The following is a 12873-nucleotide window of genomic DNA, read 5'->3' as shown; positions in this document are numbered from 1 at the left end:
TTTCAGCACGCCCTTCAGCCGAAGAAGTTCCGTACGTGCTCCAGGCCGTCGACCAGAGCGTCGATCTCCGCCGGCGTGGAGTACAGATAGAACGACGCTCGCGTGGTCGCAGGAATTCCGTACCGCAGGCAGACCGGGCGGGCGCAGTGGTGGCCCACGCGGACCGCGATGCCCTGCTCGTCCAGGACCTGGCCCACGTCGTGCGGGTGGATGTCACCGAGGGTGAAGGAGATCGCGGCGCCGCGCTCCTCGGCCGTGGTCGGGCCGATGATGCGCAGGTCGGGAACCTCCGCGAGCCGCTTGACCGCGTACTCGGTGAGGGCGTGCTCGTGGGCGTGGATCCGGTCCATGCCGATCGAGTTGAGGTAGTCGATCGCCGCGCCCAGGCCGACCGCCTGCGCGATCGGCGGGGTGCCCGCCTCGAACTTGTGCGGCGCCGGGGCGTACGTCGAGGAGTGCATCGACACCGTCTCGATCATCTCGCCGCCGCCGAGGAACGGGGGCAGGTCCTCCAGCAGCTCCTGGCGGCCCCACAGCACGCCGATGCCGGTCGGGCCGCACATCTTGTGGCCGGTGAAGGCCACGAAGTCGGCCTGGAGGGCCTGCACGTCCAGCGGCATGTGCGGCGCGGCCTGCGAGGCGTCGACGCAGACCAGCGCGCCGACCTCCTGCGCGCGGCGCACGATCGCCTCGACGGGGTTGTGGGTGCCCAGGATGTTGGAGACCAGCACGAAGGAGACGATCTTCGTCTTTTCCGTGATGACCTCGTCGATGGTGGACAGGTCGAGCCGGCCGTCGTCCGTGAGGCCGAACCACTTCAGCTTCGCGCCCGTGCGCTGCGCCAGCAGCTGCCAGGGCACGATGTTGGAGTGGTGCTCCATCTCCGTGATGACGATCTCGGTGTCGGCGTCCACCCGGTAGGGCTCGTCGGCCCAGCCGAGCATGTTCGCCACGAGGTTGAGCGACTCGGAGGCGTTCTTGGTGAAGATCACCTCGTCGCGGCTGGGCGCGTTGACGAACTCCGCGACCTTGTCGCGCGCGCCCTCGTACAGCGCCGTGGCCTCCTCGGCGAGCACATGCACACCGCGGTGGACGTTGGCGTTGTAGCGCTCGTAGTACTCACTCAGGGCGTCCAGCACCTGGCGCGGCTTCTGCGAGGTGGCCGCGTTGTCCAGGTACACGAGCTTCCGGCCGTCGTGGATCTGTCGGTCCAGGATGGGGAAGTCCTTGCGGATCGCCTCGGTGTCGAGGAGGCCCGGCAACTGTGTCACGCGGATACGCCGCCCTTCGTGTATGCCTCGTAGCCCTCGTTCTCCAGCTTGTCGGCGAGCTCGGCGCCACCGGACTCGACGATGCGGCCGGCGGAGAACACGTGGACGAAGTCGGGCTTGATGTAGCGCAGGATGCGCGTGTAGTGGGTGATCAGCAGGGTGCCGACCTCGCCGGTCCCGCGGACGCGGTTGACGCCCTCGGAGACGACGCGCAGCGCGTCGACGTCCAGGCCGGAGTCGGTCTCGTCCAGGATCGCGACCTTCGGCTTGAGCAGCTCCAGCTGGAGGATCTCGTGGCGCTTCTTCTCACCGCCGGAGAAGCCCTCGTTGACGTTGCGCTCGGCGAAGGACGGGTCCATGTTGAGTCGCTCCATGGCCTCCTTGACCTCCTTCACCCAGGTGCGCAGCTTGGGTGCCTCGCCGCGGACGGCGGTGGCGGAGGTGCGCAGGAAGTTGGAGACCGAGACGCCGGGGACCTCGACCGGGTACTGCATCGCGAGGAACAGGCCGGCGCGGGCGCGCTCGTCGACGGACATCTCCAGGACGTCCTCGCCGTCGAGGGTGACGGTGCCGCCGGTGACCGTGTACTTCGGGTGACCCGCGAGGGAGTAGGCGAGGGTCGACTTGCCCGAGCCGTTGGGGCCCATGATGGCGTGCGTCTCGCCCTGCTTCACGGTGAGGTCGACGCCCTTGAGGATCTCCTTCGTGGCGTTGTCGGCCTCGACGGTGACGTGCAGGTCTCGGATTTCAAGCGTTGCCATGGGTGCCTCAGGACTCCTGGGTGAGGGAGACGAGCACGTCGTCCCCTTCGATCTTTACGGGGTATACGGGGACGGGGCGCGTCGCGGGGAGGCCGGACGGCTCGCCGGTGCGCAGGTCGAACGAGGAGCCGTGCAGCCAGCACTCGATCTGGCAGTCCTCCACCTCGCCCTCGGAGAGCGAGACGTTCGCGTGGGAGCAGATGTCGTGGATGGCGAACACCTCCCCCTCGGTACGGACGACCGAGACCGGCGTGCCGTCGAGTTCCACCCGCTTGGGGGTGTCCTCCTCCAGCTCGCTCAGCCCACAGGCGCGTACGAACGTCATGCGACCGACGCCTCCAGCTCCTGCTCGATCTTGGCGATCAGGCGCTCCTCGATGTCCGGGACACCGATCTGCTGGACCAGCCCGGCGAAGAAGCCGCGGACCACCAGGCGGCGCGCCTCGTGCTCCGGGATGCCGCGGGCCATCAGGTAGAACAGCTGCTCGTCGTCGAAGCGGCCGGTGGCGGACGCGTGGCCGGCGCCGACGATCTCGCCGGTCTCGATCTCCAGGTTCGGCACCGAGTCGACCCGCGCGCCGTCGGTGAGGACGAGGTTGCGGTTCATCTCGTAGGTGTCGGTGCCCTCGGCGGCGGCCTGGATCAGCACGTCGCCGATCCACACCGCGTGCGCCGCGTCGCCCTGGAGGGCGCCCTTGTAGACGACGTTGGACTTGCAGTGCGGCACGTTGTGGGTGACCAGCAGGCGGTGCTCCTGGTGCTGGCCGGCGTCGGTGAAGTACAGGCCGAACAGCTCGGCCTCGCCGCCGGGCCCGGCGTACTCGACGCGCGGGTGCAGTCGCACGACGTCGCCGCCGAAGGTGACGACCGCGGACTTGAAGGAGGCGTCCCGGCCGACGAGGGCGTTGTGCTGGGCCACGTGCACGGCCTTGTCGTCCCAGTCCTGCACGGAGACGACGGTCAGCTTGGCTCCGTCGCCCAGGACGTAGTCGACGTTGGCGGCGAGCACGGCGTCACCGGTGTGGTCGATGACGACGACGGCCTCGGCGAAGGCGCCCAGCTCGATCACGTGGTGGCCGTAGGCGACCCCGCCCTGGCCGTGCACGGCGATGCGGATCGGCTCGGTGAGGACGGTCTCCTCGGGGACGGTCACGACCGAGGCCTTCTCGAAGGCGGAGTACGCCTGGGCGGCGATCCGGTCCACCGGGGTGCCGGCCCTGCCGAGCCGCGCGTCGTCGCGGGCGACGGTCTCGACCACGACGCCCGCGGGGGCCTCGACCTCGACGCGCACACCGTCGCCGGTGGCGACGGCGGTGCCGTCGTGCAGCCCGCGCAGCCGCTCCAGCGGGGTGAACCGCCACTCCTCCTCACGGCCGTGCGGGACCGGGAAGTCCGTCACGTCGAAGGACGGGGGCGCGCTCATGCGCGAGACGACGGTCGACTCGGCGGCAACCGCGATCGAGCCGGCGGTGGTGGAACCCACCGGGATGTTCTGAGCCTCAGCCATGGCTGTCGGTCTGCTCTCTTCCTACGTCAGAAAAATCTGCTGCTGCTTCTCGGGCGGGCGGTCAGCCGACCGCGCCTTCCATCTGCAGCTCGATCAGCCGGTTGAGTTCGAGGGCGTACTCCATGGGCAGTTCCTTGGCGATCGGCTCGACGAAGCCGCGCACGATCATCGCCATCGCCTCGTCCTCGCTCAGACCGCGGCTCATCAGGTAGAAGAGCTGGTCCTCGGAGACCTTCGAGACGGTCGCCTCGTGGCCCATGGACACGTCGTCCTCGCGGACGTCGACGTACGGGTAGGTGTCCGACCGGGAGATGGTGTCCACGAGCAGCGCGTCGCAGAGCACGTTGGACTTCGCGCCCGGGGCGCCCTCGCCGATCTCGATCAGACCGCGGTAGGAGGTGCGGCCGCCGCCGCGCGCCACGGACTTCGAGACGATGTTGGACGAGGTGTTCGGCGCCATGTGGACCATCTTGGCGCCGGCGTCCTGGTGCTGGCCCTCGCCCGCGAACGCGATGGACAGGGTCTCGCCCTTGGCGTGCTCGCCCATCAGGTAGACGGCCGGGTACTTCATCGTCACCTTGGAGCCGATGTTGCCGTCGACCCACTCCATGGTCGCGCCCTCGTAGGCGACGGCGCGCTTGGTGACCAGGTTGTAGACGTTGTTCGACCAGTTCTGGATGGTCGTGTAGCGGCAGCGGGCGTTCTTCTTGACGATGATCTCGACGACCGCGGAGTGCAGCGAGTCCGACTTGTAGATCGGGGCGGTGCAGCCCTCGACGTAGTGCACGTAGGCACCCTCGTCGACGATGATCAGGGTCCGCTCGAACTGGCCCATGTTCTCGGTGTTGATCCGGAAGTAGGCCTGGAGCGGGATCTCCACGTGCACGCCCTTCGGCACGTAGATGAAGGAGCCGCCCGACCACACGGCGGTGTTCAGGGCCGCGAACTTGTTGTCACCGGCGGGGATGACGGTCCCGAAGTACTCCTTGAAGAGCTCCGGGTGCTCCTTGAGCGCGGTGTCGGTGTCCAGGAAGATGACGCCCTGCTCCTCCAGGTCCTCGCGGATCTGGTGGTAGACGACCTCCGACTCGTACTGGGCGGCGACACCGGCGACCAGGCGCTGCTTCTCGGCCTCCGGGATGCCCAGCTTGTCGTAGGTGTTCTTGATGTCCTCGGGCAGGTCCTCCCAGGACTCCGCCTGCTTCTCCGTGGAGCGCACGAAGTACTTGATGTTGTCGAAGTCGATGCCCGACAGGTCCGAGCCCCAGTTCGGCATGGGCTTCTTCTCGAAGAGCTTCAGGCCCTTGAGGCGGAGCTTGGTCATCCACTCCGGCTCGGACTTCTTCGAGGAGATGTCCCGGACGACGTCCTCGTTCAGGCCGCGCTTCGCTGCGGCGCCGGCCTCGTCGGAGTCGGCCCAGCCGTATTCGTACTTGCCCAGGCCCTCGAGTTCGGGGTGGGCAGTCTCCGTGGGGAGAGTCATGCGGGGTTCCTCCCGGCCGTGCTTGCAGTGTGGTGGGTCTTGGAAGTCTTGGGAACGAACGTCGTGCAGACACCGTCGCCGTGCGCGATCGTGGCCAGCCGCTGGACATGGGTGCCGAGCAGCTCGGCGAAGATCTCCGTCTCGGCCTCGCACAGCTGGGGGAACTGCTCGGCGACGTGGGCGACCGGGCAGTGGTGCTGGCACAGCTGCTCGCCGGTGGGCGCGCTGCGCGCCGTAGCAGCGTACCCGTCCACGCTGAGGGCCTTGGCCAGTGCTTCCGTCCGCTGCTCGGGGCCGGCCGACTCGACCGCCCTGCGGTACGCGCCGGCCTGGGCGGCGATCCGGGCGCGGGCGAAGGCGGCGACCGCCTCGCTGCCGCCCTCCCGCTCGGCGATCCAGCGCAGCGCGTCGACGGCGAGCTTGTCGTACGACTGGTCGAAGGCGTCGCGGCCGCAGTCGGTGAGGGCGAAGACCTTGGCGGGCCGGCCGCGCGTGCGCGCTCCGTAGACCCGCTGCTCGCGCGCCTCGACCACGTCGTCGGCGACCAGGGCGTCCAGGTGCCGGCGGACGGCCGCCTGGGTGAGCCCGAGCCGCCCGGCGAGTTCGGCGACGGTCGACGGGCCGTGGTCCAGGATGGACCGCGCGACCCGGTTGCGCGTCGAGCGCTCACCGGTCGCGAACTCCTCCTGAGCGGCCCCCGTGGGGGTCTCCCGAGCCTCGCCGACGTTTTTCACAACGCCATTGTTGCGTAATTCCTCGGAGGCAGGCAAGCGGCGTCCGGGGCGGCGAGGGGTGCCCTGCATCACTTAGGTAAGGCTCATCTGACCTGCGGAAACGATCTTTGATCGATCAGCCGTGCGTCCGCGGCGCACCGCACCGTGCAGAGGAGTTCCCGCACCCGCCCGCCGGACGGACCCGGCGCGAACCTAGACTCTGGACCCATGCGAAGTGAGCCCGTCGTCCAGGTGCAGGCCCTGGTGAAGCGGTACGGCGACAAGACCGCGGTGGACGGCCTGGACCTCACGGCCCGGGCGGGCGTCACCGCCGTCCTCGGCCCCAACGGGGCCGGCAAGACGACCACGGTCGAGACCTGCGAGGGGTACCGGAGGCCGGACTCCGGCACGGTGCGCGTCCTGGGCCTCGACCCGGTGCGCGACTCCCATGAGCTGCGGCCGCGGATCGGCGTGATGCTCCAGTCCGGCGGCGTCTACTCCGGTGCCCGCGCGGACGAGATGCTCCGCCACGTGGCCCGGCTGCACGCGCACCCGCTGGACGTGGACGCCCTGATCGAACGCCTCGGCCTCGGCTCCTGCGGCCGTACCCCCTACCGCCGCCTGTCCGGCGGCCAGCAGCAGCGGCTGGCGCTGGCCATGGCCGTCGTCGGCCGCCCGGAGCTGGTCTTCCTGGACGAGCCGACCGCGGGCCTGGACCCGCAGGCCCGCCGGGCCACCTGGGACCTCGTCCGGGACCTGCGCGCGGACGGCGTCTCGGTCATCCTGACGACCCACTACATGGACGAGGCCGAGCAGCTCGCCGACGACGTCGCGATCATCGACGCCGGCCGGGTCGCCGCCCAGGGCTCCCCCGAGGAGCTGTGCCGCGGCGGCGCCGAGAACACCCTGCGCTTCACCGGCCGCCCCGGCCTCGACGTCGCTTCTCTGCTCAAGGCGCTGCCCGCGGACTGCGCGGCCGCCGAGCTCACGCCGGGCACCTACCGGGTGGTCGGCAAGGTCGACCCCCAGCTGCTGGCGACGGTCACCTCCTGGTGCGCCCAGCACGGGGTGATGCCGGACCGCATCTCGGTGGAACGGCACACCCTCGAAGACGTGTTCTTGGAACTCACGGGTAAGGAGCTGCGCTCATGACCGGGCTCGGCGCATGGGCCGGCCGGGGGCCCGGGGGGCGCCCCCCGGGAGGTCACAGCCTGGAACTCACGGGTAAGGAGCTGCGCTCATGACCGGCACCGGTACGTACGTCCCGAGGCCCGGCGCGGCCCCGCTCCCCCGCATGATCGCGACGCAGGCGGCGCTGGAGACGCGGATGCTGCTGCGCAACGGCGAGCAGCTGCTGCTGACGGTGATCATCCCGACGCTGCTGCTGGTGCTCTTCAGCACCGTCGACGTGGTCGACACCGGCGAGGGCGCGGCCGTCGACTTCCTCGCCCCCGGCGTCCTCGCGCTCGCCGTGATGTCGACGGCCTTCACCGGCCAGGCCATCGCCACCGGCTTCGAACGCCGGTACGGCGTGCTCAAGCGGCTGGCGTCCTCCCCGCTGCCCCGGTGGGGCCTGATGACCGCGAAGACCGCGTCCGTGCTGGTCGTCGAGGTGTTTCAGGTGGTCCTGGTGACGGTGATCGCCCTCGCGCTGGGCTGGTCGCCGCAGGGCAACCCGTTCGCCGTGCTGCTCCTGCTGGTCCTCGGCACGGCCGCCTTCTCCGGCCTCGGGCTGCTGATGGCGGGCACGCTCAAGGCGGAGGCGACGCTGGCCGCCGCGAACCTGGTCTTCCTGCTGCTGCTCGTCGGCGGGGGCGTCGTGGTCCCGCTGGAGAAGTTCCCGGACGCCGCGCAGGACGTGCTGGGGCTGCTGCCCATCGCGGCGCTGTCGGACGGGCTGCGGGACGTGCTCCAGCACGGTGCCGGAACGCCGTGGGGCGACCTGGCGATCCTGGCCGTCTGGTCGGCCGTGGGGCTGACGGCGGCGGGCCGTTTCTTCCGCTGGGAGTAGCGCGCGGGAGCCCGGAGCGGACCCCTCGTGAACGCGTGCACAAGCTGCCCCCTACGATGGTGGGCGTGCCAAAGCTGACCCGCGCCGACGCCACAGCGGCCCTGCGCAACCCGCTCGCCTTCATCGCCGCACGCTGGACCCCCACCACCAGGACGGTTCGGCGGGCGGCCCTCGCCGCACTCGTCATGTCGGTGGTCATCGTCGTCACCGGCGGCGCCGTGCGGCTGACCGGCTCCGGCCTCGGCTGCCCGACCTGGCCCAAGTGCACGGCGGACTCCCTGGCCACCACGCGCGAGATGGGCCTGCACGGCGTCATCGAGTTCGGCAACCGCCTGCTCACCTACGTGCTGTGCGCGGCGGTCGGCTGGGCCATCGTCGCGGCCCGCGCGCAGAAGCCGTGGCGGCGCGGCCTGACCCGGCTGGGCTGGGCGCAGTTCTGGGTCGTCATGAGCAACGCCGTACTCGGCGGCATCGTGGTGCTGGTCGGCCTGAACCCGTACACGGTCGCGGCCCACTTCCTCGCCACCACGGCGCTGATCACCGTCGCCGCGCTGATGTGGCAGCGCACCCGCGAGGGCGACTCGGAGGCACGGCCGCTGGTCGGCAAGGCCGTGCGGCAGCTGGTGTGGTCCCTGGTCGCCGCGAGCGTCCTGCTGATCATGGTCGGCACGGTGGTCACCGGCGCGGGCCCGCACGCGGGCGACTCCAGCGACGTACCGCGCATGCCGGTGGACTGGGAGACGGTCAGCAAGGTGCACGCGGTGCTGGCGTGGATCGTGGTGACGCTGACCTTCGCCCTGTGGTTCGTCCTCAAGGCCGTCGACGCCCCGCGCGGCCCGCTGGACCGCACCCGCGACCTGTTCCTGGTGCTGCTCGCCCAGGGCGTCATCGGGTACGTCCAGTACTTCCTGGACCTCCCCGAGCTCCTGGTCGGCCTGCACATGCTCGGCTCCTGCCTGGTCTGGATCGCGGTGCTGCGCGTCGCCCTGTCCCTGCGCGAGCGCCCGGCCGAGCCCCCGTCCACCGCACCGGCCCCCGCGGAGTACGCCGCCACGCGCGCGTAGCGGCGCGCCAGGGCCGCCTCACTCCAGCCCGTACACCCGCCGCGCGTTCCCCGCCGCGATCAGCCCCGCGACCCGCTGGGCGTCGCCCAGGGACCAGGCGCCCTCGGCCACCCAGGTGCCCAGGACGCGGGCCAGGGCCTCGCGGAACAGGCGGGCGCCCACCACGTGCAGCTCGGGCAGGCCCTGGGCGCCGGTGGAGAACAGGATCTTGCCGAAGGGGGCCAGTTCCAGGATCTCGGCGAGCACGGTGGCCGCGCGGGCGCCGGTGCGCGCCAGCGCGGCGCCGGAGTCGGCGTAGACGTGCGGGAAGACCCCGGCGAGGTGGGCTGCGTGCCGGTGGTACGGGTAGCCGTGCAGCAGGACCAGGTCGGTGCCCAGGCCGGCGGTGGCGCGCACGAAGTCCGTCAGCAGCACCGGGTCCGTGCGGTCGATGCGCAGGCCCGGTGCGCCGAGCCCGGCGTGCAGCTGGAGGGGCAGTCCGGAGGCGACCGCGATCCACAGCAGGTGCCGCAGCAGCACCGGGTCGCTCAGCTCGCCGCCGACCCGGCGGCCGGCCAGCCAGCGGCCCGCCGCGCCCCGCACCTCACCCGCCCCCGGCGGCTCCGGCGCGAGGGCCAGACCGTGCCGGACGCCCGCGACCGAGGTGAAGGCGACGGCGTTCACGGCGGCCCCGTGCACCGACTCGGCGAGGTTCGCCAGGAACGACTCGACGGTGCCGGAGGTGTCGGCGACCTGCTCGGCCAGCAGCTCCAGGCGGACGATCTCGCGCGCCTCGGCGGTCGCGGCCGAGGCCATCTCGGCGGGTCCGGTGAGGTCGCCGGGGAGCCCGGTGTCCACGAGGTACGTCGTGATGCCGCTGCCGCGCAGCAGCCGCCGGGCCGCCTCCGGCACGCCGAGTTCACGGCGCCGGGCGAGGTAGCGGGCGGGCGGGCAGTGCGGTTCCAGGCCGAGCAGCGGGGGGCACCAGCGGCGTACCGCGAAGCCGGTCTGGGTGTCGAAGAGGGTGGTGCCGGGGGCGGGCGGGCCCTCGGTGCGGGCCAGCTGGGCCTCGAAGGTGCCGAGGCCCAGCTCCGTTCTGAGGACGCCGTGGCAGTACTGGTCCACGAGCGACGGCGTTTCGATCATCCGGACTCCCGCGACTGGGCCACGTACTCCTGCGGGTCCTAACGGGTGAACCGGGTGTCAGGTGTTGCGCCCGCCGCCCACCGGGAGAAGAGACGCCGGTCAGCCGCCGATCTGGATCCCGGCCATCCGCTTCCACTCGTACGGGCCGGTCTTCACCTTCGCCGCGAACTCACCGTCGAAGGCCTCGTGGACGGTGAGGCCGGACCTCTCCACCGCCTTCTCGGCGGTCGCGTACGACGGCGCCACCAGGTCGCCCCAGCCGCCGTCCTCGCCGACCAGCACGATCCGGGCGCCGCGCTGCCCGAGGTAGGCGACCTGGGCCTCCGCTCCGCCGTGGGCCCTGGCGAAGGCGCTGATCTGCTTGGTGAGCCGGTTCACCCGGCGCTCGTCCACCTGCTGCGTGTCTCCCATGGCCAGGATGCTACCCACGGGTAGACCGGACGGCGACGGGCAGGGTGCGTGACGCGTGCCTCAGGGGGCGGGTGCCGGAGCGCGCGCCCAGTGCCGCGGCAGGCGACGTTCGCCCCGTCGCGACGCCTGGCACGCACTCCCGCCGCACCGGACGAAAGCCCGAGTACGTCCCGTACGAGGGCTTCCGGCCGGCCCGCCGAGAGCACGCACCGGCCGCCGCTCCGTCACGGGCAGACGCTGCCTGCCGCGGCACTGGAGTCCCCGCCTGTGCGGGTGATGTCAGCCACCGGCGCGCAGCACGTCCGCCACGATCGGACCGGCGGCCTCGCCGCCCCGTCCGCCCTGCTGGACCATGGCCGCGGCGGCGAGATCGTCGCGGTAGCCAGTGAACCAGCTGTCCGCCTTGGTGTTGCCCGCGACCTCCGCCGAACCGGTCTTGGCGCCGGTGCTGCCGGACAGCCCGGACATCACGGGGGCGGCGGTGCCGCTGGTGGCGGCGCGGTTCATCATGGCGCGCAGCTGGGCCACGGTGTCGCCCGACAGACCCTGGGCCGTGGCCAGTTCCCGTCCGTCCAGGGCGCGCGGCACGATCACCGGCTGCCGGAAGACGCCCGTCATGGCGGTCGCGGTGACCGAGGCCATGTTCAGCGGGCTCATCTGCACCCGGCCCTGGCCGATCAGGTCGGCGGCGGTGTCCGGGCCGCCGGAGGCGGGGACCGAGCCGTCGAAGGAGGGCACGCCGACCTTCCAGTCGTCGCGGCCGAGCCCGAACCGGTCCTGCGCCTCCCGGGTCAGCGAGTCCACCGCCAACTCGTCCGCGAACTTGATGAAAGCGGTGTTGCAGGAGTTCGCGAAGCTCTCGGAGAGGGTGGCCCCGTCGTCCGGGGCCAGTTCGGCGCGGTTGTGGAAGGTCTGGCTCTGCCAGACCGCCGAGTCGGGGCAGGGCGCGGGCCCGTCCATGCGGGTGACCCCGTTGTCGATGAGAGTGGCCGCGCTGAGGATCTTCATCGTCGAGCCGGGCGCCACCTCCCCGAGGAACGCCGCGTTCCAGGCGTCCGCGCGGTTGTTGGCGACCGCCAGGATCTCGCCGGTGCTCGGCTGCACGGCGACGACGGAGGACTCGGCGTACCGCGCGACCGCCCGTTCGGCGGCGGCCTGCGCGGTCGCGCTCAGCGTCGTGCGCAGCTTGCCGGGCACGCCCTTGGCGAGCGTGAGCAGCGGGGTGTCGGCGGCTCCGCCCGTGTGGCGGACGGCGAGCTCGACACCGGGGGTGCCGCCGGCCCGGTCGCCGTAGCGGGCGCGCAGTTCGTCCAGGACCGGGCCGAGTGAGGGGTAGGTCTCCGGCGTCAGCACGGTGCCCGTGCGGTCCACCGCCTCGACCGGCGGGCTCGCGGACTCCCCGGTGACAAGGATGTCACCGTCCCTCAGAACGGGGTGCACCACGGACGGTTCCCAGTCCACCAGCGCCCGGCCGGTGGTCTCCCCGCGCACCACGGTGAGCCGGCTGTCGTAGGCCAGCGGCTTGCTCCGGCCGCCGTACGACACCGTCGCCCGCACCGAGAACGGCACGGTCGGCCCCTGCGCCCGGCCCGGGGTGACGGTCACGCCGGTGAGGTGCGCGTCCCGCCCGAAGGAGGTCAGCACGGGCTCGGCCGCCTCCGCGAAGTCGGTGTACGACGCGGCCCTGGCGCCCTGCCCCCGCTCCCAGGCGGCGAAGAACGCGCGGCTGGTCTCCGCGACCTCCGTGCCGCTCGGCGGCCCGGTCCGCACGGGATCGGGCTCGCTCGCGGTCGCTGTCGCGCCGTCACCGTTCAGCGCGGTCACGAAGTTGTAGGCGCCGTACCCGGCGCCGGTGACCATCGCGGTGAACACCCCGCCGACGACGGCGACCTTGACCCCCTTGCGCACGATGCGCTCCCTCCCCGTATCCGGTCTCCGCACTGTAGGCAGGGGCTGTGGGGAGTTGGGCGAGTGTTTTTCAGATTGTTAGCGCAGGGCCATACAGGTGCATATGCCTCAATTGGACACCCAAGTGGAGGAGGCGTACCAAGGAGATGAAGGCCCTGCACGGTACGAATCCGTGCTCTCCACAGCCCTTGAGGCGGGCCTTCAGCGCACTGTGCCCGCAAGGAGTCTGGTATGCGTACACGAAGAATCCTGGTCTCGCTCGTCGCCCCGCTCGCCTTCGCGACCGCTGTCGCGCTCCCGGCGGCCGCGGCTCCCCAGGCCGTCGCCCTCGACACGGCGGCGGTGGCGGCACCGGGATCGCTCGGCGCCGCCGCACCCGCCTCGCCCCGCGACTACCGGCGCGGCTACGCCGACGGCTCCCGGTGGGGCCTGCGGGACGGTGCCCGGGACGGCCGCCGGTGCGACTACCGCGAGCACTACCGCCCCTGGACCGACCGCGGCAACCGCGACTACCGGGCCGGTTACCGGCACGGCTACCGCAACGCCTACGAAGACGCGTTCGATCACGCCTCCTGGCGCTGCCACCACCGCTGACCCGCCACCCCGAGCCGCCCGGCCGG

The 12873-nt window shown here is 71.6% G+C and carries 13 protein-coding genes; 4 read left to right on the top strand and 9 right to left on the bottom strand.

Going from position 1 to position 12873, the window contains the following annotated elements; all coding sequences use genetic code 11:
- Positions 1–14 precede the first annotated feature (14 nt).
- From ACFF45_RS22120 to ACFF45_RS22095, 6 genes are all read right to left on the bottom strand, one after another.
- Complete coding sequence (locus ACFF45_RS22120; protein WP_381348169.1) at positions 15–1271, bottom strand: cysteine desulfurase; 1257 nt, start codon at positions 1269–1271, stop codon at positions 15–17.
- The gene (gene sufC, locus ACFF45_RS22115) at positions 1268–2032 is read right to left on the bottom strand and encodes a Fe-S cluster assembly ATPase SufC (protein ID WP_381348168.1); all 765 of its coding nucleotides are present in this window, start codon (positions 2030–2032) and stop codon (positions 1268–1270) included. Before sufC ends, ACFF45_RS22120 begins: the two co-directional genes overlap by 4 nt.
- Before the next feature lie 7 nt (positions 2033–2039).
- The gene (locus tag ACFF45_RS22110) at positions 2040–2357 is read right to left on the bottom strand and encodes a non-heme iron oxygenase ferredoxin subunit (protein WP_381348167.1); all 318 of its coding nucleotides are present in this window, start codon (positions 2355–2357) and stop codon (positions 2040–2042) included.
- On the bottom strand, positions 2354–3538 hold the full coding sequence (gene sufD / locus ACFF45_RS22105; RefSeq protein WP_381348166.1) for a Fe-S cluster assembly protein SufD: 1185 nt from the start codon (positions 3536–3538) through the stop codon (positions 2354–2356). The genes ACFF45_RS22110 and sufD overlap by 4 nt, the downstream gene beginning before the upstream one ends.
- A 61-nt stretch (positions 3539–3599) precedes the next feature.
- Positions 3600–5021: a Fe-S cluster assembly protein SufB gene (gene sufB / locus ACFF45_RS22100; protein ID WP_381348165.1), complete on the bottom strand. Its 1422-nt coding sequence runs from the start codon at positions 5019–5021 to the stop codon at positions 3600–3602.
- Positions 5018–5755: a helix-turn-helix transcriptional regulator gene (locus ACFF45_RS22095; protein ID WP_381348164.1), complete on the bottom strand. Its 738-nt coding sequence runs from the start codon at positions 5753–5755 to the stop codon at positions 5018–5020. Before ACFF45_RS22095 ends, sufB begins: the two co-directional genes overlap by 4 nt.
- Before the next feature lie 207 nt (positions 5756–5962).
- Between ACFF45_RS22095 and ACFF45_RS22090 the strand changes: the two genes are divergently transcribed.
- From ACFF45_RS22090 to ACFF45_RS22080, 3 genes are all read left to right on the top strand, one after another.
- Positions 5963–6886, top strand: coding sequence for an ABC transporter ATP-binding protein (locus ACFF45_RS22090; RefSeq protein WP_381348163.1), 924 nt, complete (start codon positions 5963–5965; stop codon positions 6884–6886).
- A gap of 88 nt (positions 6887–6974) precedes the next feature.
- Positions 6975–7745, top strand: coding sequence for an ABC transporter permease (locus tag ACFF45_RS22085; RefSeq protein WP_381348162.1), 771 nt, complete (start codon positions 6975–6977; stop codon positions 7743–7745).
- 56 nt (positions 7746–7801) lie between these two features.
- Positions 7802–8809 (top strand): COX15/CtaA family protein, encoded by a 1008-nt coding sequence (locus ACFF45_RS22080; protein ID WP_381348161.1) that lies wholly within the window; start codon positions 7802–7804, stop codon positions 8807–8809.
- Positions 8810–8827: 18 nt separating this feature from the next.
- On the opposite strand, the gene ACFF45_RS22075 is transcribed toward ACFF45_RS22080, so the two are convergent.
- The 3 genes from ACFF45_RS22075 to ACFF45_RS22065 all read right to left on the bottom strand — a co-directional run bounded on the left by ACFF45_RS22075 (position 8828) and on the right by ACFF45_RS22065 (position 12253).
- Positions 8828–9934: an amidohydrolase family protein gene (locus ACFF45_RS22075; protein ID WP_381348160.1), complete on the bottom strand. Its 1107-nt coding sequence runs from the start codon at positions 9932–9934 to the stop codon at positions 8828–8830.
- Between the two features lie 99 nt (positions 9935–10033).
- Positions 10034–10345, bottom strand: a complete 312-nt coding sequence (locus ACFF45_RS22070) for a hypothetical protein (protein ID WP_381348159.1) — start codon at positions 10343–10345, stop codon at positions 10034–10036.
- Between the two features lie 279 nt (positions 10346–10624).
- Entirely contained in the window at positions 10625–12253 is a 1629-nt protein-coding gene (locus ACFF45_RS22065) for a penicillin-binding transpeptidase domain-containing protein (RefSeq protein WP_381348158.1), read from the bottom strand.
- Positions 12254–12484: 231 nt separating this feature from the next.
- Here ACFF45_RS22065 and ACFF45_RS22060 point away from each other — a divergent pair, with 231 nt between their 5' ends.
- Complete coding sequence (locus ACFF45_RS22060; protein ID WP_381348157.1) at positions 12485–12847, top strand: hypothetical protein; 363 nt, start codon at positions 12485–12487, stop codon at positions 12845–12847.
- Positions 12848–12873: the final 26 nt, after the last annotated feature.

This window comes from Streptomyces cinereospinus, assembly GCF_042430725.1.
Classification (GTDB): domain Bacteria; phylum Actinomycetota; class Actinomycetes; order Streptomycetales; family Streptomycetaceae; genus Streptomyces; species Streptomyces cinereospinus.
The sequence above is the reverse complement of the archived record's forward strand: the minus strand, read 5'-3'. Positions and strand labels throughout refer to the sequence as shown.

What these genes read in the sequence shown, in the direction of transcription:
- sufC (WP_381348168.1), bottom strand. Translation starts at nt 2,032, where the DNA reads ATGGCAACGCTTGAAATCCGAGACCTGCACGTCACCGTCGAGGCCGAC.
- ACFF45_RS22110 (WP_381348167.1), bottom strand. Translation starts at nt 2,357, where the DNA reads ATGACGTTCGTACGCGCCTGTGGGCTGAGCGAGCTGGAGGAGGACACC.
- sufD (WP_381348166.1), bottom strand. Translation starts at nt 3,538, where the DNA reads ATGGCTGAGGCTCAGAACATCCCGGTGGGTTCCACCACCGCCGGCTCG.
- sufB (WP_381348165.1), bottom strand. Translation starts at nt 5,021, where the DNA reads ATGACTCTCCCCACGGAGACTGCCCACCCCGAACTCGAGGGCCTGGGC.
- ACFF45_RS22090 (WP_381348163.1), top strand. Translation starts at nt 5,963, where the DNA reads ATGCGAAGTGAGCCCGTCGTCCAGGTGCAGGCCCTGGTGAAGCGGTAC.
- ACFF45_RS22085 (WP_381348162.1), top strand. Translation starts at nt 6,975, where the DNA reads ATGACCGGCACCGGTACGTACGTCCCGAGGCCCGGCGCGGCCCCGCTC.
- ACFF45_RS22080 (WP_381348161.1), top strand. Translation starts at nt 7,802, where the DNA reads ATGGTGGGCGTGCCAAAGCTGACCCGCGCCGACGCCACAGCGGCCCTG.
- ACFF45_RS22075 (WP_381348160.1), bottom strand. Translation starts at nt 9,934, where the DNA reads ATGATCGAAACGCCGTCGCTCGTGGACCAGTACTGCCACGGCGTCCTC.
- ACFF45_RS22070 (WP_381348159.1), bottom strand. Translation starts at nt 10,345, where the DNA reads ATGGGAGACACGCAGCAGGTGGACGAGCGCCGGGTGAACCGGCTCACC.
- ACFF45_RS22060 (WP_381348157.1), top strand. Translation starts at nt 12,485, where the DNA reads ATGCGTACACGAAGAATCCTGGTCTCGCTCGTCGCCCCGCTCGCCTTC.